This is a genomic window from Flavobacterium terrae (genome assembly GCF_900142035.1).
Classification (GTDB): domain Bacteria; phylum Bacteroidota; class Bacteroidia; order Flavobacteriales; family Flavobacteriaceae; genus Flavobacterium; species Flavobacterium terrae.
This window is the reverse complement of the sequence record NZ_FQZI01000003.1, coordinates 175,870-200,210: the sequence shown is the minus strand read 5'-3', so window position 1 is coordinate 200,210 and position 24,341 is coordinate 175,870. Positions and strand designations below refer to the sequence as shown.

Genomic DNA, 24,341 nt, shown 5'->3' with positions numbered 1-24,341 from the left:
TTTTAGTGGCATTTTGTGGAATTTTGGCATCCAAATAAACAACCAAAATGGATACAGTGCATTATATTAGTTCTGATGTGTTTTCATTAGAATTACTTCAAGAAATAATCTCTCAAAATTATACTTTACAATTATCAGAAGAAGCAAGATTAAACATTGAAAAATGTAGAGCTTATCTTGATAAGAAGATGGAAACTCAAAAAGAACCAATCTATGGAATTAATACTGGTTTTGGCTCTTTGTATAACATAAAAATTTCAAACGAAAATCTTTCAAAGCTTCAAGAAAATTTAATGAAATCGCATGCGTGTGGTACTGGAGATGAAGTGCCGCATGAAGTGGTGAAAATAATGTTGCTTTTAAAAATAAAGTCTTTAAGCTATGGTAATTCTGGAGTTCAATTGCAAACTGTAGAGCGACTAATAGATTTTTACAACAATGATATCTTGCCAATAGTTTACACTCAAGGTTCTTTAGGAGCTTCAGGTGATTTAGCTCCTTTGGCACATTTGTGTTTGCCATTAATTGGGGAAGGAGAAGTTTATGTTGATGGTTTCCGTCAGCCTGCATCAAAGGTTTTGGAAAAAATGGGATGGCAACCAATTATTTTAAAATCAAAAGAAGGGCTAGCACTACTTAATGGTACTCAGTTTATGAGTGCTTATGGATGTTATACTTTGCTTAAAGCGATGAAATTTTCCTATTTGGCTGATGTTATCGGAGCAATTTCGTTAGAAGGATTTGATGGAAGAATTGAACCTTTCAACGAGTTAATACATTTAGTTAGACCTCACAAGGGACAAATTATAACTGCACAACGTTTTAATGAATTACTTGAAGGAAGTGAAATTATAAAGCAAGCTAAAAAGCATGTTCAAGATCCTTATTCTTTTAGATGTATACCACAAGTTCATGGTGCTTCAAAAGACACTATCGATTATGTAAAAAAGGTGTTTAAAACTGAAATCAATTCGGTAACTGATAATCCAAATATTTTTGTTGAAGAAGATTTAATTATTTCCGGTGGAAATTTCCACGGACAGCCTTTAGCATTAGCCTTAGACTTTTTAGGATTAGCTTTAGCAGAATTGGGAAGCATTTCAGAGAGAAGAACCTATCAGTTGATTTCTGGATTAAGAGAATTACCAGCATTCTTGGTTAGTGATCCAGGATTGAATTCAGGATTCATGATTCCGCAGTATACAGCCGCTAGCATTGTGAGTCAGAATAAACAATTGGCAACCCCTGCAAGTATTGATAGTATTGTTTCTTCAAATGGTCAGGAAGATCATGTGAGTATGGGTGCAAATGCCGCTACAAAATGCTTGAAAATTATGGAAAACCTTGAGCGAATTTTGGCAATTGAGCTAATGAATGCATCACAAGCTATCGAATTCCGTCGTCCATTAAAATCAAGTGACTTTGTAGAAAGTTTTTTGAAAACATATCGTGAAGATGTTCCACTTGTAAATGAAGATAGAATTTTACATTATGACATTGAAAAATCTATTGCTTTCTTAAATAGTTTTTTTGTAGAAGGGTTAGAATAGTAAGTGATGTCTTTTACTTTTCTTAAAGAAAATAATACATTTTTTTATAAGTTTTCTTTTGATTTGACTTGGTCAATTGTAAAAGCTGTTTTTGCAATTATTTTTTTAATTGGAATATTATTTTTTGTTAACTGGCATAGTGTAGATTATTCATTCTTTATAGGTTATTTGATTGTTTTTGGAATATTTATGTATAAAAGTTTTGAGTCATACATAGAATGGAAACAAAATGGAAGAAGACTAATCGAAAATAAAGACAACTTTCTTTACATTAACAATAAAAAAATAATTGATTATCATCAGATAAAAAAAATTGTTATAGACTATAATGGTGCATCAACAAATCAAGGCTGGCTAGTATATATTGAATTTTATATACATCAAGATTTTATTCTTAAAAAAGCATTATCTAGTAAAGAAGCAGATGAATTTGCAAAAGGTATAGCTTCTTTTTTTAATGTTGAAGTTATAAAGATAAGATAAATACAAAAGCATTGTAAAATATAAAAGAAATCGAATTAAAAAGAAAAAAACTCATTGGTAAAAATCTTTATCAATGAGTTTTTTTAAATAATACAACTTTGTATTGTTCGGAAGTTTCGCTCTTCATATTAAAGAAATAATACAGCTAATATTCCTAAAACTGCTGGAAAAGTCTGTACGTATAAAATTCTTTTAGAAGCTGTAATTGCTCCATAAATTCCTGCAACAGCGACACATCCTAAAAAAAATAGCGCTACATTTTTTGACCACGCTAAGTCGCAAATTATTAGTGACCAAATTAATCCTGCCACTAAAAAACCATTGTATAATCCTTGGTTGGCAGCTAACACTTTTGTGGGTTCAAATAAATCTTTCGGGATCGTTTTAAATACTTTTGGGGCTTTTGTTGTCCAGGCAAACATTTCTAACCAAACAATGTAAATGTGGATAAAAGCTACAAATCCAATAATAATTTTTGCTATAATACTCATAATTAATTTCTTTCTTCAAAGGGTGTTATTGTTCCGTTTTCTATGTACTGTTTCATTTGTCTTAGTAAATTAGCCCAACAGTAACTGGCTACTCTAAATTCTTTACTTATTTCTGTCCAGTCTTTATGGTAAAATTGTACTGATGTTACATTTGGTTGTTCTTCTTTTAAAATAAATCCAAAACTTGTAGGCATCCAATCATCCATAGCCTTGGTCATTTTGAATTCAATTTCTTCGTTGTGTTTTAATTTAACTATTTCGGCAAGCCAATTGTACTCTTCCGAAAAATATAAATTATAGACAGCTCCTAATTCACATTTGCCACTGCATCGTTTTGTCCACCAGTTGTTAATTTCATTGGGAAAACTCACAACTTCGAATACTCTTTCTATAGGCTTGTTAATATAAAAATCGTGGTAAATAGTATTCATAATTAACTTTCTTTTTCGGGTTTAAATACTTTTTCAATTCTCTTATCAGGAATTAACCACATTAAAGCTACTAAAATATAGATTACTGCCGAAATAGCTTCGTGAAAATACGTAGAAAAAATAGCAACTATATATAAAATAGGAGAAGCTTTTCCTTTCAAATCTTTGCCAATAGCTTTAGATAAAATTGAATTTTCTCCTTGTGTTTTTATAATTTGATTTTGAAGAATGTTGTAAGCAATTCCACACATAAGAAGAATAAAACCATAGAAAAGCATTGGGAATGGGGCAAAATGATGTTCTCCAATCCAAGCCGTTGCAAATGGTACTAATGAAAGCCAAAAAAGTAAATGTAGATTTGCCCAAAGTATTGCTCCTGTAACTTGTTTTACCGTATGCATCATATGATGATGATTATTCCAGTAAATGCCAACATAGATAAAACTTAAAACATAACTGATAAAAATAGGAATTAGATTTAAAAGCGATTTTAAATTAGATTCTTCAGGAGTTTTGAGTTCTAAAACCATTATAGTAATGATGATAGCTAAAACTCCATCGCTAAATGCTTCAAGTCTATTTTTGTTCATAATTCCTCATTAATTAAATTACTAAACATCCCAGTATTGACTGCAACAAAAATATTATCACGAAAATCTTCTTTTTCGATATCATTTAGATTAGTTTTGTTTAAGAAATAATTCTTCATTTCTCTTTCTGATTTAGCCCTTTTATAACTCCATCTTTTGCTTATTTCTTTACCACGTGTGAATATTATAAGTTTAGCTCCTTTTTTAAGTTGTTCTCCAATTGCTTGCCACCAATAGTTATCAGTATCTCCAATTGAAGAGCCGAAAATGCAAATTAGATTTGCTTGAGAAATTTGTAAATCGCAAAGATTATCAATTGTATGCTTATTAGCTTTATTGCAATTTGGTTTTACTAATGCGTCTAAAATATCTTGATTGTTATGAAAACTTTGGTTTTTAATCTGTGAAATGTCATTTACTCCCATAATCATTCTATCTTCACAATAACCATGAATATGCTCCATTCCTTTTAAAATGATATTTGATCTATGATGTGTTCCTAAAATTAAATTGGTGTATTTATTATCAAAAATTTTTTCTAAAGAATTAGTATAATTTAAAGTTATTATGTTTATCTCCCAATTTACTGAAGGCCAATTATTTTTAAAACTTATTAATATTTCCTCATCTGCCTTGGGTAAAGATTTTTCTGGATATGCAAGATAATCTTTTAATTTAGAGATATTAATTTTTGAAAAATCAAATGAAGTTTCTTGATCTTTTAAATAATCCCCTAGATTATCTCCTATATCTTCATATACTTCAATAAATTCATCAACGGTGCTAAATTGTTCAGTATATGTTCCTATAGCTAGCTCTAAATCTGACCAATTTTCAAAATTTTTATCTATATGATTTTTTAAGGTATTAACCGTTACCGAATTTGAATGAGATTTTATGTAATATTCGTAAAAATTAGTATATCTTGTTTTTAAACCAAGATTTATATCAAATCCATTTCCTATTATGTAGAGAATTTTCATATTCGATAATTATAAGTAAAAAATGTGATTTCTAACTCAATGACTTATGTGCTCTTCTTTTATGTTTTGTTTGCTTTAATTCATCGTTACCACTAATAATGCTTATATTTCCGTCAATTTCAAACATGGCTAGTTTCACTTCATTGTGATGCATAATTCCATGTTCACGCATAGCTTCTTCAAGTTCATCAGAAGTGATTCCTAAACGGGCTAATGTTTTATAATCAGTTTTACCATCATGTATTAATATTTCTGGTTTGTCTTGAACTAGTTCTTTGATAAAAGAAGACTTTAGCATAATTTTCTTAAACAGAAAATTAATAAAAAATAAAACAAACGCAGCAATAATTCCTCCTAAAAGCGATGAGTCACTTCCAACCATTGCATTTTGAACTGAATTACTGATTAGTAATATCAAAATAATATCGGCTGTATTTAATTGAGAAAGTTCTTTTTTTCCAAACACACGTAATGCAATTACCATAAAAAAATACACGGCAATACTTCGCAGTACTATGTCAAGATACAAATTCATTATTTTAACTTAAAGTTTTTCTCAATTGCTTTAATCATTTCACCAGCAATATCTTTATGAGTTGCACCTTCAATTCCTTCTAATCCGGGAGAAGAGTTAACTTCAAGTAGTAATGGACCTTTAGAAGAACGGATAATATCAACTCCAGCTACTTTTAAATCCATAGCTTTTGCAGCTTTAATAGCAATTTTTTTCTCGGCAGCAGTTACTTTCACGACAGAAGCTGTTCCTCCCATATGAATGTTTGCTCTAAACTCTCCAGGTGCTGCTTCACGTTGCATAGCAGCAACCACTTTGCCATCTACAACAAATAAGCGTAAGTCTTTACCATTAGCTTCTTTAATAAACTCTTGAACAAGAATATTAGCATTTAAACTTTTGAACGCATTAATAACAGATTCAGCAGCTTTTTTTGTTTCTGCTAAAACAACACCTTTTCCTTGTGTTCCTTCTAAAAGCTTTACAATCAAAGGCGAACCACCAACCATTTTAATCAAATCATCAGTATCTAAAGGAGAATTAGCAAATCCTGTTGTAGGAATATCTACACCATGGTTTAAAAGCAATTGTAATGAAAATAATTTATCTCTGGATTGTGTTATTGATGCTGCTGAATTTAAAGTGAATACTTTCAAAGCTTCAAACTGCCTAGTTAAAGCACATCCATAAAAAGTAATACTTGGTCTAATACGAGGGATAATGGCGTCAAAATCATTTAGGACACGACCACCACGATAATGAATTTCTGGTGTAGTGGCATCAAGTTTCATATAACATTCTTTAATGTTCAAGAAATGCATTTCGTGTCCGCGCAGCTCTCCAGCTTCCATGATTCTACGATTACTATATAATTCAGGATTACTTGCAAGAACTCCTATACGCAAACCATTTTTTACTATTTCAGAAGACTTATAGTAATTTTTTATTTCATCAAATGAGGCTTGTCCTAATTGATACTTTTCTTCAGGGTCTACAATTACTCTGCCCATCATCGCTTCACGTCCTAAAAGCATTCTAAAACCCATTGAGTCACGATTGGTAAGCGTAACTTCTACAGTCCAAGTTTTTTCTCCAAGCTGTAATTGTGTTTGTATAACGTAACGTTGTTCTCTAAATCCACTTGAGCTTTTAACAATTCTTTTGTCTATTAAACGCGCTTCACAACGTTTAGTTATTTTAGTATTATTTTGAAGCGGATTAACTTCAAATTGTACCCAATTTTCATTATTTCGTAAAAAAGGAGTAATGTTTACGGCATGTAAAGCTGATGTTTTTGCACCCGAATCTACACGGGCTTTTATATAAGGAATTTGTAATTCAGGAAACGAGCACCATTCTTCGCTTCCGATAATCACTTTACTTTGTGACATAAGAGAAGGGTTTAATTAAAAAACTAAGTTAGTATATTATTTGAAATAAAAAAACCTACTAATTAGTAGGTTTTTGTGCTTTTTTTATTTTGACTTTGAGCTCTTGTGAATCCTTGTCTAAATCCATTTCGATGGTGTCACCTTCGTGGATTTTCGAGGTGATTATTTCTTCTGCTAGAGCGTCTTCAACGTATTTTTGAATGGCTCTTTTTAAAGGTCGTGCTCCAAATTGTTTGTCAAAACCTTTCTCAGCTATAAATGCTTTGGCTTCATCAGACAATTTAAGGTTATAGCCTAAGTCTTTAATTCTACCGTATAATTTTTTTAATTCAATTTCTATGATCAAGTCAATGTCTTCTTTTTCTAAAGCGTTGAAAACAATAACGTCATCAATTCTATTTAAAAACTCTGGAGCAAATGTTTTCTTTAAAGCATTTTCAATTACACCTTTAGAATGTTCATCAGCTTGAGCTGTTTTTGCAGCTGTTCCAAATCCAACACCTGTACCAAAATCTTTTAATTGACGGGCACCAACATTAGATGTCATAATAATAATAGTATTTCTAAAATCAATTTTACGACCTAAGCTATCTGTTAAGTAACCATCATCTAAAACTTGAAGCATCATATTGAATACATCAGGATGTGCTTTTTCAATCTCATCAAGTAAAACAACACAATAAGGTTTACGACGTACTTTTTCAGTTAACTGTCCACCTTCTTCGTATCCAACATATCCTGGAGGTGCTCCAACTAATCTTGAAATTGCAAATTTTTCCATGTACTCGCTCATGTCAATGCGGATAAGCGCATCTTCTGAATCAAATAATTCTTTAGCTAAAACTTTGGCCAACTGAGTTTTACCAACACCTGTTTGACCTAAGAAAATAAATGAACCAATAGGTTTGTTAGGGTCTTTTAAACCTGCGCGATTTCTTTGAATTGCTCGAGCAATTTTTTGAACAGCATCTTTTTGTCCAATTACTTTATTTTCAATAAGTTCTGGTAGTTTAGCTAATTTATTGCTTTCAGTTTGAGCAATACGATTTACTGGAATTCCAGTCATCATAGAAACTACATCTGCAACATTATCTTCAGTTACTTGAATTCTATTGTTTTTAGAATCTTCTTCCCATTGTTCTTGCGCAATAGCTAACTCTTTTTCAAGCCTTTTTTCATCGTCACGAAGTTTTGCCGCTTCTTCATATTTCTGTCTTTTTACTACAGAATTTTTAAGTTCACGCACTTCTTCTAATTGACGTTCTAAATCAAGGATTTGTTTAGGAACATCAATATTGGTAATATGAACTCTTGAGCCTGCTTCATCCATCGCATCAATTGCCTTGTCTGGTAAGAATCGTTCAGACATGTAACGCTCTGTTAACTTAACACAAGCTTCAACTGCTTCTGGAGTATAAATTACATTATGATGATCTTCGTATTTACCTTTTATGTTATTAAGGATAGTGATTGTTTCTTCAATTGTGGTAGGATCAACAATGACTTTTTGAAAACGGCGCTCTAAAGCTCCATCTTTTTCAATGTATTGACGGTATTCATCTAATGTTGTGGCACCAATACATTGTATTTCACCTCTTGCAAGAGCAGGTTTAAATATGTTTGAAGCATCTAATGATCCTGTGGCTCCACCAGCACCAACAATAGTATGAATTTCATCAATAAAAAGAATGATGTCATCATTTTTTTCTAATTCATTCATTACAGCTTTCATGCGTTCTTCGAACTGACCGCGGTATTTTGTACCAGCCACTAATGAAGCTAGATCTAAAGTGACCACACGTTTATTGTAAAGAATTCTTGATACTTTTTTCTGAATAATCCTTAAAGCTAATCCTTCAGCAATGGCAGATTTACCAACTCCAGGTTCTCCTATTAGGAGTGGGTTGTTTTTCTTTCTTCGACTTAAAATCTGTGATACGCGTTCAATTTCTTTTTCACGACCAACTACTGGATCTAATTTACCTTCTTCGGCCATTTCTGTTAAATCACGACCAAAGTTATCTAAAACTGGGGTTTTAGATTTTTTATTTGACTTATTGGCAGGGTTGTTAAATGTCCCTTCTCTTAAGCTGTCATCTTGTCCCGAATCATCTCCATACTGAGATTCATTTTTCGGAAAATTATCTTGAAAGTCTTCTTCGTTTGGCATCATAGTTAAATATTGTTCTTTTGCTGTATCGTAATCGATTTTCAGCTTGTTTAATAATTTCGTAGTTGGGTCGTTCTCATTACGTAATATACATAACAATAGGTGTCCAGTACTTATAGTGCTACTTTGAAAAACCTTAGCTTCTAAAAAAGTGGTTTTTAAAGCTCTTTCTGCTTGGCGTGTAAGATGTAGGTTCTTTTTGTCGTTTCCGCTTAAAGGGTTAGGATTTGCAGGGCTTAATATTTCTACTTTTTTTCTTAAATGATCTAAGTCAACAGATAGGTTGTTTAAAATATTAATGGCAGTTCCGTTACCATCTCTTAAAATTCCAAGCATAAGATGTTCAGTACCAATGAAGTCGTGACCTAAACGTAAGGCCTCTTCTTTGCTGTAGGTAATAACATCTTTTACTCTTGGTGAAAAATTATCATCCATAACTAAAAAGGATTTGAATGTAAATTTAATGATTTATAAGGCTAATTGCAAAAATCGTTCCTTATATGGGGTCCTGACAGCTAAGTGACAAAAAAATATTTAAAAACAACGTTAATAATAACATAATTTATTAAACAAAAACTAACTTTTTTTTGTTGATAAATCGTTAAAATATGTTTTTGTTGAACTAAAAAATAAGCTCAAAATATCGTATATTAGCGCGTTTTGTAAATAAATTAAATTAATAACATAAATACTTATGTCTGACGGAGAAAAGTTAATTCCAATTAACATTGAAGACGAAATGAAATCAGCATACATCGATTATTCGATGTCTGTTATTGTGTCGCGTGCATTACCTGATGTTAGAGATGGTTTGAAACCAGTTCATCGTAGAGTTTTATTTGGAATGCATGAATTAGGTGTATATTCAAATAGAGCGCATAAAAAATCAGCAAGAATTGTAGGGGAGGTATTAGGTAAATATCACCCACATGGAGATTCATCAGTGTATGATGCCATGGTACGTATGGCTCAAGATTGGAGTTTACGTTATTTAATGGTAGATGGTCAAGGTAACTTTGGTTCAATTGATGGTGACAGTCCTGCAGCAATGCGTTATACTGAAGCTAGAATGAAAAAGTTCTCAGAAGAAATGTTGGCAGATATTGAAAAAGAAACTGTTGATTTTCAATTAAACTTTGACGATACCCTTGAAGAACCAAAAGTAATGCCAACTAAAGTTCCAAACTTATTAGTTAATGGAGCGTCTGGTATTGCTGTTGGTATGGCTACCAACATGGCCCCTCATAACTTAACTGAGGTTGTTAATGGTACTTTAGCATATATAGATAATAATGATATTGAGATAGATGAGTTAACTACCTATATCAAAGCACCAGATTTCCCTACAGGAGGTGTTATCTATGGAATGGATGGAGTGCGTGAAGCATTCAAAACAGGACGTGGGCGTGTTGTGATTAGAGCAAAAGTTGGCTTCGAAGAAGTAGATGGACGCGAAGCTATCATTGTAACTGAAATTCCTTATCAAGTTAACAAAGCCGAAATGATTAAGAAAACGGCTGATTTAGTTAACGAAAAGAAAATTGAAGGTATTTCTACTATTCGTGATGAATCGGATAGAAATGGTATGCGTATCGTTTATATCTTAAAAAGAGATGCAGTACCTAATGTAGTTCTTAATACATTATATAAGTATACTCAATTGCAATCTTCTTTTAGTGTAAATAATATTGCATTAGTAAAAGGTCGTCCTCAAATGTTGAATTTAAAAGATTTGATTCATCATTTTGTTGAACACAGACATGAAGTTGTAACTCGTAGAGCACAATTTGATTTACGTAAAGCCGAAGAAAGAGCGCATATATTAGAAGGTTTAATTATTGCTTCAGACAATATTGATGAAGTAATTCAATTAATTAGAGCTTCTAAAGATGGTGATGAAGCTAGAACTAAGTTAATTGAACGTTTTAATTTATCTGAAATACAAGCACGTGCCATTGTAGAAATGCGTTTACGTCAGTTGACTGGTCTTGAGCAAGATAAGTTGAGAGCTGAGTATGAAGAGATCATGAAAACGATCAATTACTTAAAAGAATTACTTGCAAGCAAAGAAATGCGTATGGGGGTAATTAAAGATGAGTTGGCAGAAATTAAAGATAAATATGGTGATGAGCGTCGTTCAACTATTGAATATTCAGGTGGAGATGTTAGTATCGAAGATTTAATTGCTGATGAACAAGTAGTAATTACAATTTCGCATGCAGGATACATAAAACGTACCCCTCTAACAGAATATAAAACACAGAATAGAGGAGGAGTTGGACAAAAATCTGCAGGAACTCGTGATCAAGATTTCTTGGAACATATGTATGTGGCAACAAATCATCAGTATATGTTGTTCTTTACGCAAAAAGGAAAATGTTTCTGGATGCGTGTTTATGAAATACCTGAAGGAAGTAAAACAGCTAAAGGACGTGCTATTCAAAACTTGATTAACATCGAGCAAGATGATAAGGTAAAAGCATTTATCTGTACTCAAGATTTAAAAGATCAAGAGTATATCAACAGTCATTATGTAATAATGGTTACTAAAGAAGGGCAAGTGAAGAAAACTTCTCTTGAATCTTATTCTCGTCCAAGAACTAATGGTGTTGCTGCTATTACAATTAAAGAAGGTGACGAATTATTAGAAGCAAAATTAACAACAGGTAATAGCCAAGTATTAGTTGCATCTAAGTCTGGTAAATTAGTGCGTTTCGAAGAAGAGAAAACACGTCCAATGGGTAGAACAGCTTCTGGTGTTCGTGGAATTACATTAGCTGATGAAAAAGATGAAGTAATCGGAATGGTGTCTATTGACAGAGATCATGTTAACGATTCTCAAATATTAGTTGTTACAGAAAATGGTTATGGTAAGCGTACTAAATTAGTTGATGACGATGGTGAAGATGTTTACAGAATCACAAACAGAGGTGGTAAAGGAGTTAAAACTTTAAATATCACTGAAAAAACTGGCTCACTTATTGCTATAAATAATGTAACTGATGAAGACGATTTAATGATTATCAATAAATCTGGATTGACTATCAGAATGCGAGTATCTGATTTACGTGTTATGGGACGTGCAACGCAAGGAGTTCGTTTAATTAATATTAAAGGTAATGACTCTATTGCTGCAGTTTGTAAAGTAATGCGTGAAGACGAGGAATCTGATGAAAATTTAGAAGATTTGAATGATGATATAACTAATGAAACTTCTTCAGAAGCAGAAACACAAGAATAATTAAAAATTAAAAGAATGAAAATTAAAAATTTAGCAATTGCAACTATATTATTAAGTTCAGTAGTTTCATTTGCTCAAAAAGAAGAATTAAAAGCAGCTGAAAAAGCATTAAAAGCTGGAAATCCTAATGAAGCTAAATCAGCTTTAAGTCAAGCGGAATCATTAATAGCTAATGCTGATGATAATCAAAAAGCTCAATATTTTTTCCTTAAAGGAAATACTTATTTTGATTTAGCTAAGAAAAATATTGATGCTGATGCAAATTATACGGAGGCAGCAAAGGCATATAATGAACTACTTTCTATTGAGAAAAAAACAGGAAAATCAAAATATTCTTCTCAAGCTCAATCTTCGTTAGTTGAATTAAAAAGAGAGTTGACTAATAGCGCAATTGCTGATAGTGATGCGAAAAAATTTAAAGAAAGTGCTTTAAAATTATATCAAGTGTATACTCTTGAGCCAAAAGACACAAGTATGTTGTATTATGCAGCAGGATCTGCTATTAATGCTCAGGATTATGATTTAGCTTTAAACTATTACAATAAACTAAAGCAATTGAATTATTCTGGAAAAAAGGTTAATTATTTAGCAAAAAGTAAAGTTAATGATAAAGAGGAGACATTCCCTGATAAATCGACAAGAGATCAGGCTGTGAGATTAGGTTCTCACGCTTTTCCTAGGGATGAAAATGAGCCATCTAAAAGAGGAGAGATTTATAAAAATATTTCTTTGATTTATATTGAAAAGAATGATGTTGCCGCTGCTAAAAAAGCTATAATTGATGCAAGAAAAGCTAATCCTGATGACATTTCACTTATTATGTCTGAAGCTGATCTTTATTTAAAAACAAACGATTACACAACTTATAAAAATTTAATTTCTGAAGTATTAGCTAAAGACCCTAATAATGCAGATTTGTACTATAATTTAGGTGTTATATCTGCTCAATCTAAAGACAATCAGGCAAAAATTGATGCAGAAGGATATTATTTAAAAGCTATTCAGATCGATCCAAAATACAGAAACGCATATATGAATTTGGCGGTGTTAAAATTAGATGGTGAAAAAGAAATAGTTGATGCTATGAATAAATTAGGGACTTCACCTGCTGATAACAAGAAGTACGAAATTCTTAAAGCTAAAAGAGAAGCTATATACAAATCGGCTATACCTCATTTAGAAAAAGCTTATGAATTATTTGTTGGAGATGCAGCCATTAAATCAACTCTTTTAAACATGTACAATGCTTTAGATATGACTGAAAAATATAAAGCTTTAAAGGCTAAAAATTAATTTAGTTTTAATAAAATGTAAATAAAAAAGCCCCTTTAAGGGGCTTTTTTATTGTTATATAACTTTTTTAATGACTCTAAGTTTGTGAGTATGTCTGTTAATTTCGGCATTATAAATACCTAAATGGTCTAGGCGATCTATTCTAACTTTACCACTTGCATGAATAATGTAATTATTTTCCATTATGATTCCAACATGAACAATATTTCCTTCTTCATTGTCAAAAAAAGCTAAATCTCCTGGTTCACTTTCTTCAATAAAGCTTAAAGCTAATCCTTGAGTTGCCTGTTGTGAAGCATCTCTCAATAACTTATAACCATTGAGTTTATATACCATTTGTGTAAAGCCAGAGCAGTCAATTCCAAAAGGCGTTTTGCCACCCCATAAATACGGGGCATTTAAATACATAAAAGCTGTGTCAAGAATTTGCGATTTGGATTTAATACCACTCACTTTAATTCCTTCAAAAGTTAGACACTCCGTATTTATTGAATCATAATTTAAAAAAGACAATGATGCTCCTAATGGAATTGGCATTAATAAATTATCCTGTGAAGTCACACACTCAATTAAATCAGCATTTAAGACTATACTGTCTGTTGATAATAAATTGTATTGCTCCTCAGTTATATCTTTGAATTGTTTGTTGTCAATCCATCCTTCGTAATGATCATAGGCTAATTTTATTTTAGACCATTTTTGATTTTGTTCTAAGATTTGAAAATGTTCTCCAAAAAGGACTTGTGAAACAAGTTCACTTCTATCACTAGGTTCAAATCGTAAAGGAATATTGGCTAGATTACAAATACCAAACATTTATTTTAATTATGAGTTAAGAGTTATAAATTATGAGTCATACAAAAAAGTATAACTCATAACTCATAACTTATAATTATTTTAAGCTCTTTCAATAACAATTGCAGAAGCACCACCACCACCGTTACAAATCGCAGCAGCTCCAATTTTTGCGTTATTTTGTTCTAAAACATTTAGTAAAGTTACAATGATTCTTGCACCTGAACAACCTAGAGGGTGACCTAAGGAAACAGCTCCACCATTAACATTTACTTTATTGTTATCTAGACCTAAAATTTTAGAATTAGCTAATCCAACAACTGAAAAAGCTTCGTTAAATTCAAAGAAATCAACATCAGAAGTTGAAATTCCAGCTTTTTTTAAAGCAATTGGTAATGCTTTAGCTGGTGCAGTTGTAAACCATTTTGGCTCTTGTTCAGCATCAGCATAACTTTTAATATATGCTAATGGTTTTAAGCCAAGTTCGTTTGCTTTTTCTTCACTCATTAAAACTAAAGCGGCAGCACCATCATTAATTGTAGAGGCATTTGCAGCTGTTACAGTTCCTTCTTTTGTAAATACAGCATTTAATGTAGGTATCTTATCTAAACGAACATTTGTATATTCTTCGTCTTTAGCAAATATAATTGGGTCTCCTTTTCTTTGTGGAATACTTACAGGAACTATTTCGTTGTCAAATTTACCAGCTTCCCATGCTTTAGCAGAACGTTCATAAGATTGAACTGCAAATGCATCTTGTTCTTCACGTGTAATTTTGTGTTCTGTTGCGCATAAATCAGCAAAGACACCCATTGCTTGTTGATCATATGCATCAACAAGTCCATCTTTTTGCATACCATCTAATAAAGTTGCTGGACCAAATTTTGCTCCATTTCTCATGTGAACATAATGAGGAATTAAGCTCATATTTTCCATACCACCAGCAACTACAATCTCAGCATCACCACACATGATAGCTTGAGCTCCCATAGTAACAGACTTCATTCCAGAGGCACAAACTTTATTTACAGTAGTACAAATAACACTATCAGGTAAGCCTGCAAATATTGCAGCCTGTCTTGCAGGAGCTTGTCCAGTACCAGCTTGAACAACATGTCCCATATATACTTCATTAATTAAAGCAGGATCTAAATTGATTTTATTTAAAGCACCTTTTATTGCAGTAGCGCCTAATTGTGGAGCTGAAACACTAGATAAAGAACCCATAAAGCTTCCTATTGGTGTACGTACAGCCGAAACGATTACAACTTTTTTCATTTTTTGGTTTTTCAAAAATTATTTGCGAATTTACTAATTTAAGACATTATATAATAGTCTTTTTTAAATATTATTAACTGTGATTATTGGATTTTAAGTTGTATCATTGAAAAAAAATTAGAACGTACTGTGTTGATTCTTAAATACTTTAAAAAAACCTTTCAAAATATCTTAAAAAAGTCGTAAAAAAAGTTGGTAATAAAGGAATGATGCGTTACATTTGCAACCGCAAAAAAGGTCAAGTTCTTTGCAATAGGAGAGGTGCCGGAGTGGTAACGGAGCAGATTGCTAATCTGTCGACGGGTAACTGTCGCCAGGGTTCGAGTCCCTGTCTCTCCGCTTTTTTTGTACTCGGGGTGTAGCGTAGCCCGGTCATCGCGCCTGGTTTGGGACCAGGAGGTCGCAGGTTCGAATCCTGCCACCCCGACAAGATGATAAATTGTTTTAGTTTACTAAAATGAGGTCCAATAGCTCAGCTGGATAGAGCAACTGCCTTCTAAGCAGTAGGTCTCAGGTTCGAATCCTGATTGGATCACTTAAGCCTCACAATCGTGAGGCTTTTTTTATTGGTATTTTCTACGTATTTTCATAAAAAAATAATCAATGAAGCTTTTTAAAAGTATCTTTTACACTTCTATATTATTATCTGTTTTTTCATGTAAAACGGCTAATAGCAATACTATAAATTCAAATAATATAGCTTCCATAAAAACTAACGAAAAGAAACAAACAATATCTGTTTCTGATACAGTTTTTGAAAATCTGACAGATCATAGCAAAGATTTTATTCTTGAAATGAAATACGCTACAAATGATAATTTTCTTAATTCTAAAGTTTATGATTGCGCATCTTGTTATTTAAGAATTAAAACAATTAAATCTTTAATAAAAGCAAACGAAGAATTTTTGAAAAAAGGATATAGGATTAAGCTTTTTGATTGTTATCGTCCCTTGGACGTGCAAAAAAAAATGTGGAAAATTGTGCCTAACGCAACTTATGTTGCAAATCCCAAAAGAGGTTCTATACACAATAGAGGAGGGGCTGTTGATATTACTATAGTTGATAAACAAGGTAATGAGCTAGATATGGGAACAAAATTTGATCATTTTGGTCCAGAATCCTCTCATTTATTTACAAAATTATCTTCCGATGTAATTAAAAACAGGAAATTATTAAAAAAAATAATGATTAAAAATGGCTTTGAATCACTCGATTCAGAGTGGTGGCATTATAATTTAAAAGATGCTAAAAAAGATGCACTTTCAAATTTTTCATGGAACTGTAATTAGTTCATGATACAATGAAGATTATCGATAAAAAAGCTTTCAGGGTTTGATTTGGTATTTATTTTTTCTGAAATTAATTCTTTAGATATAATATACTCCTTTTCATCTGAAGCAAGCTTAATTTTCATTAGCATTATTGGAAACTTTTTCAAGTCTTCAAAATCATTTTTTAAAAATAAAAAAGTACAGTCAAGTAATCTATTGTTTTCTTTGTCTGTTTCGTTAAAAATTAAATTGTCACATTTATCGTTTGATGCATTAACTAAAGTATAAATTTTACCATTAGTTAATTGAAAGTAAATTCTAGAATTTTTATCAATGCATTTTGGAATAATAAAATCTTTGCTTTTCTGAATTATTTGTAATTTTAAAAATGGTGTACTATTGTCCGAGCCTATCGATAAAAATACCAACTGAGAAGAATTTCCAAATACTTTTTCATAGACTAAATGACTGGGTGTTTCTTTGTATACACCAAGTGAATCGGTTGTATTTATTTCAAATTTACAAGGTTGTTTTTGTGCAAACGTTATGAATTGAGCAAGTGTAAGTAAAGCAATAATGTAAAAACGCATTTTGTTATATTTTTTGGCAAATTAAAACAATTTTGTGATTACTTTTGTCAGTTGTAAAAAAAGAATACAAATCTCCTCCATCTTTTATTTTCCACTTCTTTCTTATTTCTTCAACTGTTTCTGAAAAATTTCGTGTTGTTATGTTTGCTTTTGAGTTTGCTAAATGATGTTTCATATTTGTTTTGTTATACTCAAAGACTTTGTTTACTATAAATTTTCTTCCTGGAAAATCAATTTCTTGGTCTGATGTATATAAATGTGAATGTTGTTGAAGTTTTTCAACTTTATAAAACTTTGCTACATTGTTAAACCCTCCTGATTTAAGTATAGCACTGTTTGGTTCGTATAAGTATTTTTTTGGTTCAGAAAACAGGGATAAATAAGTATTATCATTTAAGTTAAATTCAAATAATTCTTCATTTTCTTTTGAAATATTTATTGTTTTAATTTTACAGCTTTCTTTAAAATCTTTTTGTAAGATCCAAAGGAGTTCTTTAACTTCATTGTTGATAGCTACAATATGTATTTCGCGAACATTTTTCAATTCAGATAATCCTGCTGAAATATCTAATAATGGAGCCGTTTTTATTAATATGTTGTCCGTAAAATTGAAGTAAAAATCTAAATTTGAAGGAACATCTGGCAAACAATCTTTGAGCAAAAAAACTTTGCCTTTGGCATCGTTTCTTCTTGATGGATCAATATAAATCCAATCAAATTTTGAATTGATTTCTTTAATAATAGTACTACTATCGCCTAAAAAACATTCAATGTTTTTAACAGAAAGTGATGAAAGATTGTGTTTTACAATTTCGTGAAGATCTTTTTTTAATTCACAATGTACTACTCTTGAAAATATTTTTGAAAAATAATAATCATCTACACCAAATCCACCAGTTAAATCAATTATTGATTCTCCTGAAATCAAATTTGCTTTGTAATTTGCAGTTTTTTCAGAAGAAGTTTGTTCAATAGAAAGTTTACTTGGATATAAAATAGCATCAGTATTAAACCATGTAGGAAGTTTAGTTTTTGCTTTTGCTTTGGATGCAATTTGAGTTAAAATATCTGTCCATGAAATTTCCGGAAAAGGATTTTTTAATAAAGCTATTTTTGAAAAATTTATTTCAAGTGATTCATTGATGAATTTTTGTACTTCAATATTAAGTAAATCTTGATTCAATTTTATAAATCTTTGGTTAATGATTGTATAATTCTATTGTTAGGTAAGAATTCTTTTCCTACTACTTTTAAAATTGTATATACAGGAATAGCAATTATCATCCCGAGTATTCCAAATAAAAAACCAAAAATAAGTATTATTAAAAAGATTTCAAGGGGATGGGATTTTGTACTATTAGAAAAAATATAAGGTTGACTAATATTATTGTCTATAAACTGAACTACAAAAAATCCTATCATTACATAAATAGTAGTCATTAACATTTCATGAGTAAATGCTCCATTGAAATTTCCTAAAAGAGTTAATGTAACTGCTAAAACTGTCCCAATTAAAGGTCCTATATAGGGTATAATGTTTAAAAAAGCACATAAAAAGGCAATAATGAAAGCGTTTTCTACTCCAAAAATTAGAAGAACTATTAAATATAGAATGAAGACAATAAACAATTGAAGTAAAATTCCTAAGAAATACCTTGAAAGTAGTTCATTAATTTGAGTAACAGAATTTAAAATTTTTTCTTCATGTTCATCTGGGAGTATATATCTAAATATTTTTAAAAAAATCACTCTTTCTTTTAAAAAGAAAAAAGTAATAAAAAATACTGAAGCCAATCCCATTCCAATATTACTAATTGTATTTAAAGTGTTATTTAAAAAATCTGAAAGAAAATTAAAATTTAATTTTGAAACCAAGTTATATTCCTTCATCATTTTACTACTATTAAATCCACGTTGATCCAAAAAGTTCTTAATCTGAACAGTTAATTCTGTAATTTGATTTTGTAGTGCATTTGAATCTAGAAGTGATAATTTTTGACCTTGAGTGGTTATTAAAGGAATAAACATCATTATAAAACCAAAAATTATAAGTCCATAAAACAGTAACGTAAAAATTACAGCAGTTGTTAATTTGAATTTTAATTTTTTCCTTAAAAAATCTACAATTGGAGTTCCAATCATAGCTAATATTACAGAGACCAATATGTAGACTATTACCAGTTGAATTTTATATAAAAAATAAAGGATAAGTAAAATTAAGGCAAGAGTTAAAACACCACGTACAATTCCATTTGCAATAGTTTTTGAATTCATTGTTGAGTCTTTTGAAAACGAATATAAAAAAAAACTCGCTACTAAGAGCGAGTTTTGTAATATTATATTTATAGATTATTATCTAAAAGAAGCTCTAGCTGCTCCTACAGCAAATACAGCGTTCATTCTAGTTTTTTGACCTACAGAGAACATATACATTCCTCTATCATCAGTATAATCCATATAGTTCATGTACATTTCAAGTGGAGTACCTGAACAAGTTGATCTGTGACCTACAGCAGGAACACCATAATTTGCTGTGTTATGAACTGGAGTGTCAGATACTAAATCTGATCCACAAGTAGCGTCTCCCCAAATGTGACGTAAGTTTAACCAGTGACCAACTTCGTGAGTTGCAGTTCTTCCTAAATTAAATGGATAAGTTGCTGTACCAGTTGTTCCTAAATATTTAGAATCAATAACAACACCATCAGTAGAAGATGAACCTCCAGGGAATTGAGCATAACCTAATATTCCTCCGCCTATTGTACAAACCCATAAGTTTAATTTAGTTGTTGGAGAAGTTGGATTTAAACCTCCTTGAGTTGATTTTTTCATTGCATCATTAGTACCCCAAGAAGTTTTAGTTGTTGATTTACGAATTACTTGATCTAGTACAAATCTAATATTTGTATTACCACTGCGCACTGATGAATAAGGGTTGTTAGAAGTATTGTAATCAGAGTTTGTAGCAGAGAAATCTTTGTTTAAAACATCAATTTGTGATTGTAATTGAGCTAAAGAAATGTTTTCAGCTGAAGTTCTGTATAGTACGTTAAATACTACTGGAATTTCCATTACCCCATTTACTATTCTTCCAGTTTCTAAAGTATTTTGAGTTTGAGCTTCGATTTCAGCCATTTTTTTAGCTAAAGCTGGATTAGCTCTTAATTGTGCTTCAAGAACTTCGTGAGAAGCACAGCCTCTGTGTGCAGTAGCATCAACATTTGTTGTTTCAGTTGTTGCTGATTCATTGTCATTTTGACAAGAGAACATTAATAAAGCTGCAGAGGCAGTCAATAATAATTTTTTCATAGTTTTTTTGGTTTGGTTAATAATTTGGTTTTTTTATTAATTTCGATGCAATACTATATATTTTAAGTTTATTTAACAAAAAAATAATGATATTATTATTTTAATGTTGTATAGTTTGATATATTAAAAATTGTTAATAATTATGTTTATATCAGGAAATATAAGTAGTTTAAAACGTTTTATTGTTAATAACTTTTGTAAGAAAAACCCGTTTTTTAAACCAAATTTTAGTCTTAACTAGCTGAAAATAAAAAAACTCGCTCATTGAGCGAGTTCAATTTCTTTATATGAATTTGTATATTAAGGTTGAGCAAATGAATTTCTAGCTCCGCCAGAAGCAAATATAGCATCCATTCTAGCTTTTTGACCTAATGAGAACATATACATACCTCTATCATCAGTGTAATCCATGTAGTTCATTGTCATTTCAACTGGAGTACCTGAACAAGTACTGTAATGAGGATATGCTGGTACACCGTAGTTAGCAGTGTTGTGTACAGGAGTATCAGAAACTAAATCTGATCCACATGTAGCATCTCCCCAAATATGACGTAAATTCATCCAGTGTCCAACTTCGTGTGTAGCAGTTCTTCCTAAATTATAAGGATAGCTTGATCCAGAGTTACTTGTTACACCGAAATATTTAGAATCGATAACTACACCATCAGTAGCTGTTGATCCTCCAGGAAATTGAGCATATCCTAAAATTCCACCACCAATTGTTGCTACCCATAAATTTAGTTTTGTTGTTGGAGATGTAGGGTTTATACCTCCTTGTTTAGATTTTTTCATTGCATCTCTTGTTCCCCAAGAAGATTTGGTTGTTGATTTTCTAATTACTTGATCAAGTACAAAAGAAATTCCAACATTTGCTTTAACACCAGAGAATAAAGATGGAACTTGATTATAATCACTATTTTGAGCATTAAAATCTTTGTTTAAGACATCAATTTGGGATTGGATTTGAGTTAAAGAAATGTTTTCAGCGGCTGTTCTATACAAAACATTAACAACAACTGGAATTTCAATTCTCCCATTAACAAGGCGTCCTGTACTTGAAGATAAAAAACTTCGTGTTTTACTTTCAATCTCTTCCATTTTTTGAGCTAATCCTGGATTTTCTCTTAATTGTTGTTCAAGAACTTCATGTGAAGCACACCCTCTGTGCGTAATAGAACTAGAAGTTGTTGTTTGATCTTCTGTTACAACTTCATTGTCTTTTTGACATGAAAACATCAATAATGCTACAGATGCTGATAATAACAATTTTTTCATAATTTGTTTAGTTTGGTTAATAAATTATTAATTTTTTGTTAATTGATTTAGCAATACTAATTTTTTTTTATGAAAAAACCAAAAAAAATTAAATTTTATGTATTTTTTTTATTGTGTAAAAAGTGTTAATTTTTTTATTTTTTTTAAATTATTAATAAAATCAGCACGTATGGCAATCTGTAGCTGCCAAAAAGTATAAGAAAAAAATCATTCCTAATCATGTGAATGAACTCTTTTCTATTGATTAATTTTGAAAAGTATAGTTAATTATATTGGCTCCCATTTTAAGAGCCTTATCACGAACTTCTTTAGGATCATTATGAACCTCATAATCTTCCCATCCATCGCCTAGGTCGCATTCGAATGTGTAAAGAAGAACAAGTTTGTTGTTTAGAAAGATACCAAAAGCCTGTGGTCTTTTAGCTTCATGCTCATGAATTTTGGGTAATCCACTTGGAAAAGAAAATGGTTTTTGAAAAATAGAATGAGTTGATGGAAGTTCAACTAATTCATTATTAGGAAAGAGTTTTTTTATTTCACTCCTTATATATTTATCCATACCATAATTGTCATCAATATGCAAAAAACCTCCACTAGACAAATAGTTTCTTAAATTTTCAATTTCTTGAGCATTAAAAATCACATTTCCATGACCTGTCATATGTATAAATGGATATGAAAAAATGTCTGGACTTCCAGGTGCAACGGTAGCAACTTTGTTTTTTATTCTAGTGTTTATGTTTGAATTACAAAATTTAATTAGGTTTGGCAATGCCGTTGGGTTGGCGTACCAATCACCTCCACCATTATATTTCAACAAAGCAATTTCTTGCGAAAATCCCAAGTTAAAAAAGAACAATATTGTAAGTAAAAATATTTTTTTCATATTATTCGTTACTAAAAACAATACTATGGCAAGCTACTAGCGCAGCTGTTTCAGTTCTCAAACGTGTATTTCCTAATGATACTGGAATATACTTGTTTTTAATGGCTAATTCTATTTCTTTTGAGGAAAAATCTCCTTCTGGGCCAATCAAAATTATATGTTTTTGGTTTGGTTTTACAACTTCTTTAAGCAAGGTTTTGTTTGTTTCTTCGCAATGAGCTATACACAAAATACCATCGAAGTCTTTATTTATGAAATCTTTAAATGAAATAGAATCATTCAATTTAGGTAAATATAATTGATTTGATTGTTTCATTGCAGATTGAATTATTTTATCAAAACGATCAGTTTTGATTGATTTCCTTTCTGAATGATCGCAAATAATGGGAGTGATTTCGTGAATTCCTATTTCTGTTGCCTTTTCTAAAAACCATTCATACCTGTCATTCATTTTTGTGGGAGCAACAGCTATGTGTGTGTAAAATGATGTAGGATTTTGACTTTTAGTTTTAACTATTTTTACAGTACACTTTTTTTCAGAAGCTAAAATTATTTCACAATCAAATAGAACTCCTAATCCATTAGTAACAAATAAAATATCACCTTCTTTTTTACGTAATACTTTAGTTATATGCTTACTTTCTTCTTTGTCAAAAGAAAATGCAGTGTCATTTAAATTTATTTCAGGATTATAAAATAATTGCATAATTAAAATTCTATTCTAGCTTTAGAAGTTACTGAATAATCTTCAAATTTATTTTCTAAATATTTTTGATATCCAACAATTCCAATCATTGCTGCATTATCTGTTGTATATTCGAATTTTGGAACAAAAGTTTTCCAACCATATTTACTTTCTGCCTCTTTTAAGGTATTTCTAATTCCAGAATTGGCAGATACACCACCACCTATTGCAATTTGTTTTATTCCAGTTTCTTCAACTGCCATTTTAATTTTGTCCATCAAAATCTGAATGATAATATTTTGAATAGAAGCACAAATGTCATTCGTATTTTCTTCAATAAAATTAGGGTTTTCTTTTACGTTTTTTTGAATGAAATAAAGAATTTGAGTTTTTAATCCGCTGAAGCTAAAGTTTAGTCCATCAACTTTTGGCTTCGTAAATTGATATGCTTTGGGATTACCCAGTTGTGCATATTTATCTATTAAAGGTCCTCCTGGATAGGGAAGTCCTAGTATTTTAGCGCTTTTATCAAATGCTTCTCCTACTGCATCATCTGTAGTTTCACCAATGATTTGCATGTCAAAAAAGCTGTTCACTTTTATAATTTGGGTATGTCCTCCAGAGATTGTCATTGCTAAAAATGGAAATTCAGGTTTGTCATAACCTTCCTCATCTATAAAATGTGCTAAAACATGAGCGTGCATGTGGTGAACAGATATAAGCGGGATATTAAGAGACATAGCTAATGATTTGGCAAAAGAACTACCTACTAATAACGACCCCATTAACCCTGGGCCTTGAGTAAAAGCAATACCAGATAGTTCAGATTTGTCAATACCAGCTTTTTTTAAAGCAACATCTACTACTGGTACAATGTTTTGCTGATGTGCTCTTGATGCTAATTCTGGAACAACACCTCCATACTCTTCATGAATTCCTTGTCTTGCTACCACATTAGACAACACTTTACTATCTTTGAGCACTGCGGCAGCAGTATCATCACATGAACTTTCAATAGCTAAAATATAAATAGGAGATTTAGACATAATAAGGGCACAGAATTTGTGTTATATTTTGAAAAACCAATATAAAATAATTAATTTTACATCGAAGC

Annotated in this window: 22 protein-coding genes and 3 tRNA genes; 8 read left to right on the top strand and 17 right to left on the bottom strand. The window is 31.0% G+C overall.

The window, feature by feature from the left end:
• The first annotated feature begins 47 nt into the window (after positions 1–47).
• Positions 48–1,550, top strand: a complete 1,503-nt coding sequence (gene hutH / locus BUC09_RS08925; protein WP_073310745.1) for a histidine ammonia-lyase — start codon at positions 48–50, stop codon at positions 1,548–1,550.
• 6 nt (positions 1,551–1,556) lie between these two features.
• Positions 1,557–2,033 (top strand): hypothetical protein, encoded by a 477-nt coding sequence (locus tag BUC09_RS08920; protein ID WP_073310743.1) that lies wholly within the window; start codon positions 1,557–1,559, stop codon positions 2,031–2,033.
• 128 nt (positions 2,034–2,161) lie between these two features.
• Here BUC09_RS08920 and BUC09_RS08915 read toward each other — a convergent pair whose 3' ends face one another.
• The 7 genes from BUC09_RS08915 to BUC09_RS08885 are packed head-to-tail and all read right to left on the bottom strand — an operon-like array spanning position 2,162 to position 9,038.
• Positions 2,162–2,524, bottom strand: a complete 363-nt coding sequence (locus BUC09_RS08915) for a DUF1304 domain-containing protein (RefSeq protein WP_073310741.1) — start codon at positions 2,522–2,524, stop codon at positions 2,162–2,164.
• 2 nt (positions 2,525–2,526) lie between these two features.
• A complete protein-coding gene (locus BUC09_RS08910; protein WP_084127167.1) occupies positions 2,527–2,955 on the bottom strand; it encodes an SRPBCC family protein in 429 nt (142 codons plus the stop codon).
• Positions 2,956–2,957: 2 nt separating this feature from the next.
• Entirely contained in the window at positions 2,958–3,545 is a 588-nt protein-coding gene (locus BUC09_RS08905; RefSeq protein ID WP_073310737.1) for a TMEM175 family protein, read from the bottom strand.
• On the bottom strand, positions 3,542–4,528 hold the full coding sequence (locus BUC09_RS08900) for an AbiH family protein (RefSeq protein ID WP_073310735.1): 987 nt from the start codon (positions 4,526–4,528) through the stop codon (positions 3,542–3,544). Before BUC09_RS08900 ends, BUC09_RS08905 begins: the two co-directional genes overlap by 4 nt.
• A gap of 31 nt (positions 4,529–4,559) precedes the next feature.
• Positions 4,560–5,063 (bottom strand): DUF421 domain-containing protein, encoded by a 504-nt coding sequence (locus tag BUC09_RS08895; protein WP_073310733.1) that lies wholly within the window; start codon positions 5,061–5,063, stop codon positions 4,560–4,562.
• Positions 5,063–6,433 (bottom strand): 30S ribosomal protein S6--L-glutamate ligase, encoded by a 1,371-nt coding sequence (gene rimK, locus BUC09_RS08890; protein WP_073310731.1) that lies wholly within the window; start codon positions 6,431–6,433, stop codon positions 5,063–5,065. The genes BUC09_RS08895 and rimK overlap by 1 nt, the downstream gene beginning before the upstream one ends.
• Positions 6,434–6,491: 58 nt before the next feature.
• Positions 6,492–9,038: an ATP-dependent Clp protease ATP-binding subunit gene (locus BUC09_RS08885; protein WP_073310729.1), complete on the bottom strand. Its 2,547-nt coding sequence runs from the start codon at positions 9,036–9,038 to the stop codon at positions 6,492–6,494.
• A 259-nt stretch (positions 9,039–9,297) separates the two neighbouring features.
• Between BUC09_RS08885 and gyrA the strand changes: the two genes are divergently transcribed.
• Positions 9,298–11,844 (top strand): DNA gyrase subunit A, encoded by a 2,547-nt coding sequence (gyrA, locus tag BUC09_RS08880; RefSeq protein ID WP_073310727.1) that lies wholly within the window; start codon positions 9,298–9,300, stop codon positions 11,842–11,844.
• Between the two features lie 15 nt (positions 11,845–11,859).
• The gene (locus tag BUC09_RS08875; RefSeq protein WP_073310725.1) at positions 11,860–13,137 is read left to right on the top strand and encodes a tetratricopeptide repeat protein; all 1,278 of its coding nucleotides are present in this window, start codon (positions 11,860–11,862) and stop codon (positions 13,135–13,137) included.
• Between the two features lie 54 nt (positions 13,138–13,191).
• Here the strand turns inward: BUC09_RS08875 and BUC09_RS08870 are convergent, their stop codons facing one another.
• Complete coding sequence (locus BUC09_RS08870) at positions 13,192–13,953, bottom strand: C40 family peptidase (RefSeq protein ID WP_073310723.1); 762 nt, start codon at positions 13,951–13,953, stop codon at positions 13,192–13,194.
• A gap of 81 nt (positions 13,954–14,034) precedes the next feature.
• The gene (locus tag BUC09_RS08865; protein WP_073310721.1) at positions 14,035–15,210 is read right to left on the bottom strand and encodes an acetyl-CoA C-acyltransferase; all 1,176 of its coding nucleotides are present in this window, start codon (positions 15,208–15,210) and stop codon (positions 14,035–14,037) included.
• Between the two features lie 255 nt (positions 15,211–15,465).
• On the opposite strand from BUC09_RS08865, the gene BUC09_RS08860 reads away from it, so the two are divergent.
• The 4 genes from BUC09_RS08860 to BUC09_RS08845 all read left to right on the top strand — a co-directional run bounded on the left by BUC09_RS08860 (position 15,466) and on the right by BUC09_RS08845 (position 16,500).
• Positions 15,466–15,549, top strand: a tRNA-Ser gene (locus tag BUC09_RS08860).
• 13 nt (positions 15,550–15,562) lie between these two features.
• Positions 15,563–15,637, top strand: a tRNA-Pro gene (locus BUC09_RS08855).
• 34 nt (positions 15,638–15,671) lie between these two features.
• Positions 15,672–15,745: transfer RNA gene (locus tag BUC09_RS08850), tRNA-Arg, on the top strand.
• 68 nt (positions 15,746–15,813) lie between these two features.
• Positions 15,814–16,500, top strand: a complete 687-nt coding sequence (locus tag BUC09_RS08845) for a M15 family metallopeptidase (protein WP_084127165.1) — start codon at positions 15,814–15,816, stop codon at positions 16,498–16,500.
• Here BUC09_RS08845 and BUC09_RS08840 read toward each other — a convergent pair.
• The 8 genes from BUC09_RS08840 to tsaD all read right to left on the bottom strand — a co-directional run bounded on the left by BUC09_RS08840 (position 16,497) and on the right by tsaD (position 24,273).
• A complete protein-coding gene (locus BUC09_RS08840; protein WP_073310719.1) occupies positions 16,497–17,072 on the bottom strand; it encodes a hypothetical protein in 576 nt (191 codons plus the stop codon). The two genes, BUC09_RS08845 and BUC09_RS08840, sit on opposite strands and share 4 nt — an antisense overlap.
• A gap of 4 nt (positions 17,073–17,076) precedes the next feature.
• The gene (locus BUC09_RS08835) at positions 17,077–18,255 is read right to left on the bottom strand and encodes a THUMP-like domain-containing protein (RefSeq protein WP_073310717.1); all 1,179 of its coding nucleotides are present in this window, start codon (positions 18,253–18,255) and stop codon (positions 17,077–17,079) included.
• 2 nt (positions 18,256–18,257) lie between these two features.
• On the bottom strand, positions 18,258–19,346 hold the full coding sequence (locus tag BUC09_RS08830; protein ID WP_073310715.1) for an AI-2E family transporter: 1,089 nt from the start codon (positions 19,344–19,346) through the stop codon (positions 18,258–18,260).
• Positions 19,347–19,424: 78 nt separating this feature from the next.
• Complete coding sequence (locus BUC09_RS08825) at positions 19,425–20,381, bottom strand: zinc metalloprotease (protein WP_073310713.1); 957 nt, start codon at positions 20,379–20,381, stop codon at positions 19,425–19,427.
• A 300-nt stretch (positions 20,382–20,681) separates the two neighbouring features.
• Complete coding sequence (locus BUC09_RS08820; RefSeq protein WP_073310711.1) at positions 20,682–21,656, bottom strand: zinc metalloprotease; 975 nt, start codon at positions 21,654–21,656, stop codon at positions 20,682–20,684.
• A 244-nt stretch (positions 21,657–21,900) separates the two neighbouring features.
• Complete coding sequence (locus tag BUC09_RS08815; RefSeq protein WP_073310708.1) at positions 21,901–22,542, bottom strand: DUF4159 domain-containing protein; 642 nt, start codon at positions 22,540–22,542, stop codon at positions 21,901–21,903.
• Position 22,543: 1 nt separating this feature from the next.
• Positions 22,544–23,248: a 16S rRNA (uracil(1498)-N(3))-methyltransferase gene (locus BUC09_RS08810; protein WP_073310706.1), complete on the bottom strand. Its 705-nt coding sequence runs from the start codon at positions 23,246–23,248 to the stop codon at positions 22,544–22,546.
• A gap of 2 nt (positions 23,249–23,250) precedes the next feature.
• On the bottom strand, positions 23,251–24,273 hold the full coding sequence (gene tsaD, locus BUC09_RS08805) for a tRNA (adenosine(37)-N6)-threonylcarbamoyltransferase complex transferase subunit TsaD (protein WP_073310704.1): 1,023 nt from the start codon (positions 24,271–24,273) through the stop codon (positions 23,251–23,253).
• Between the last annotated feature and the right edge of the window lie 68 nt (positions 24,274–24,341).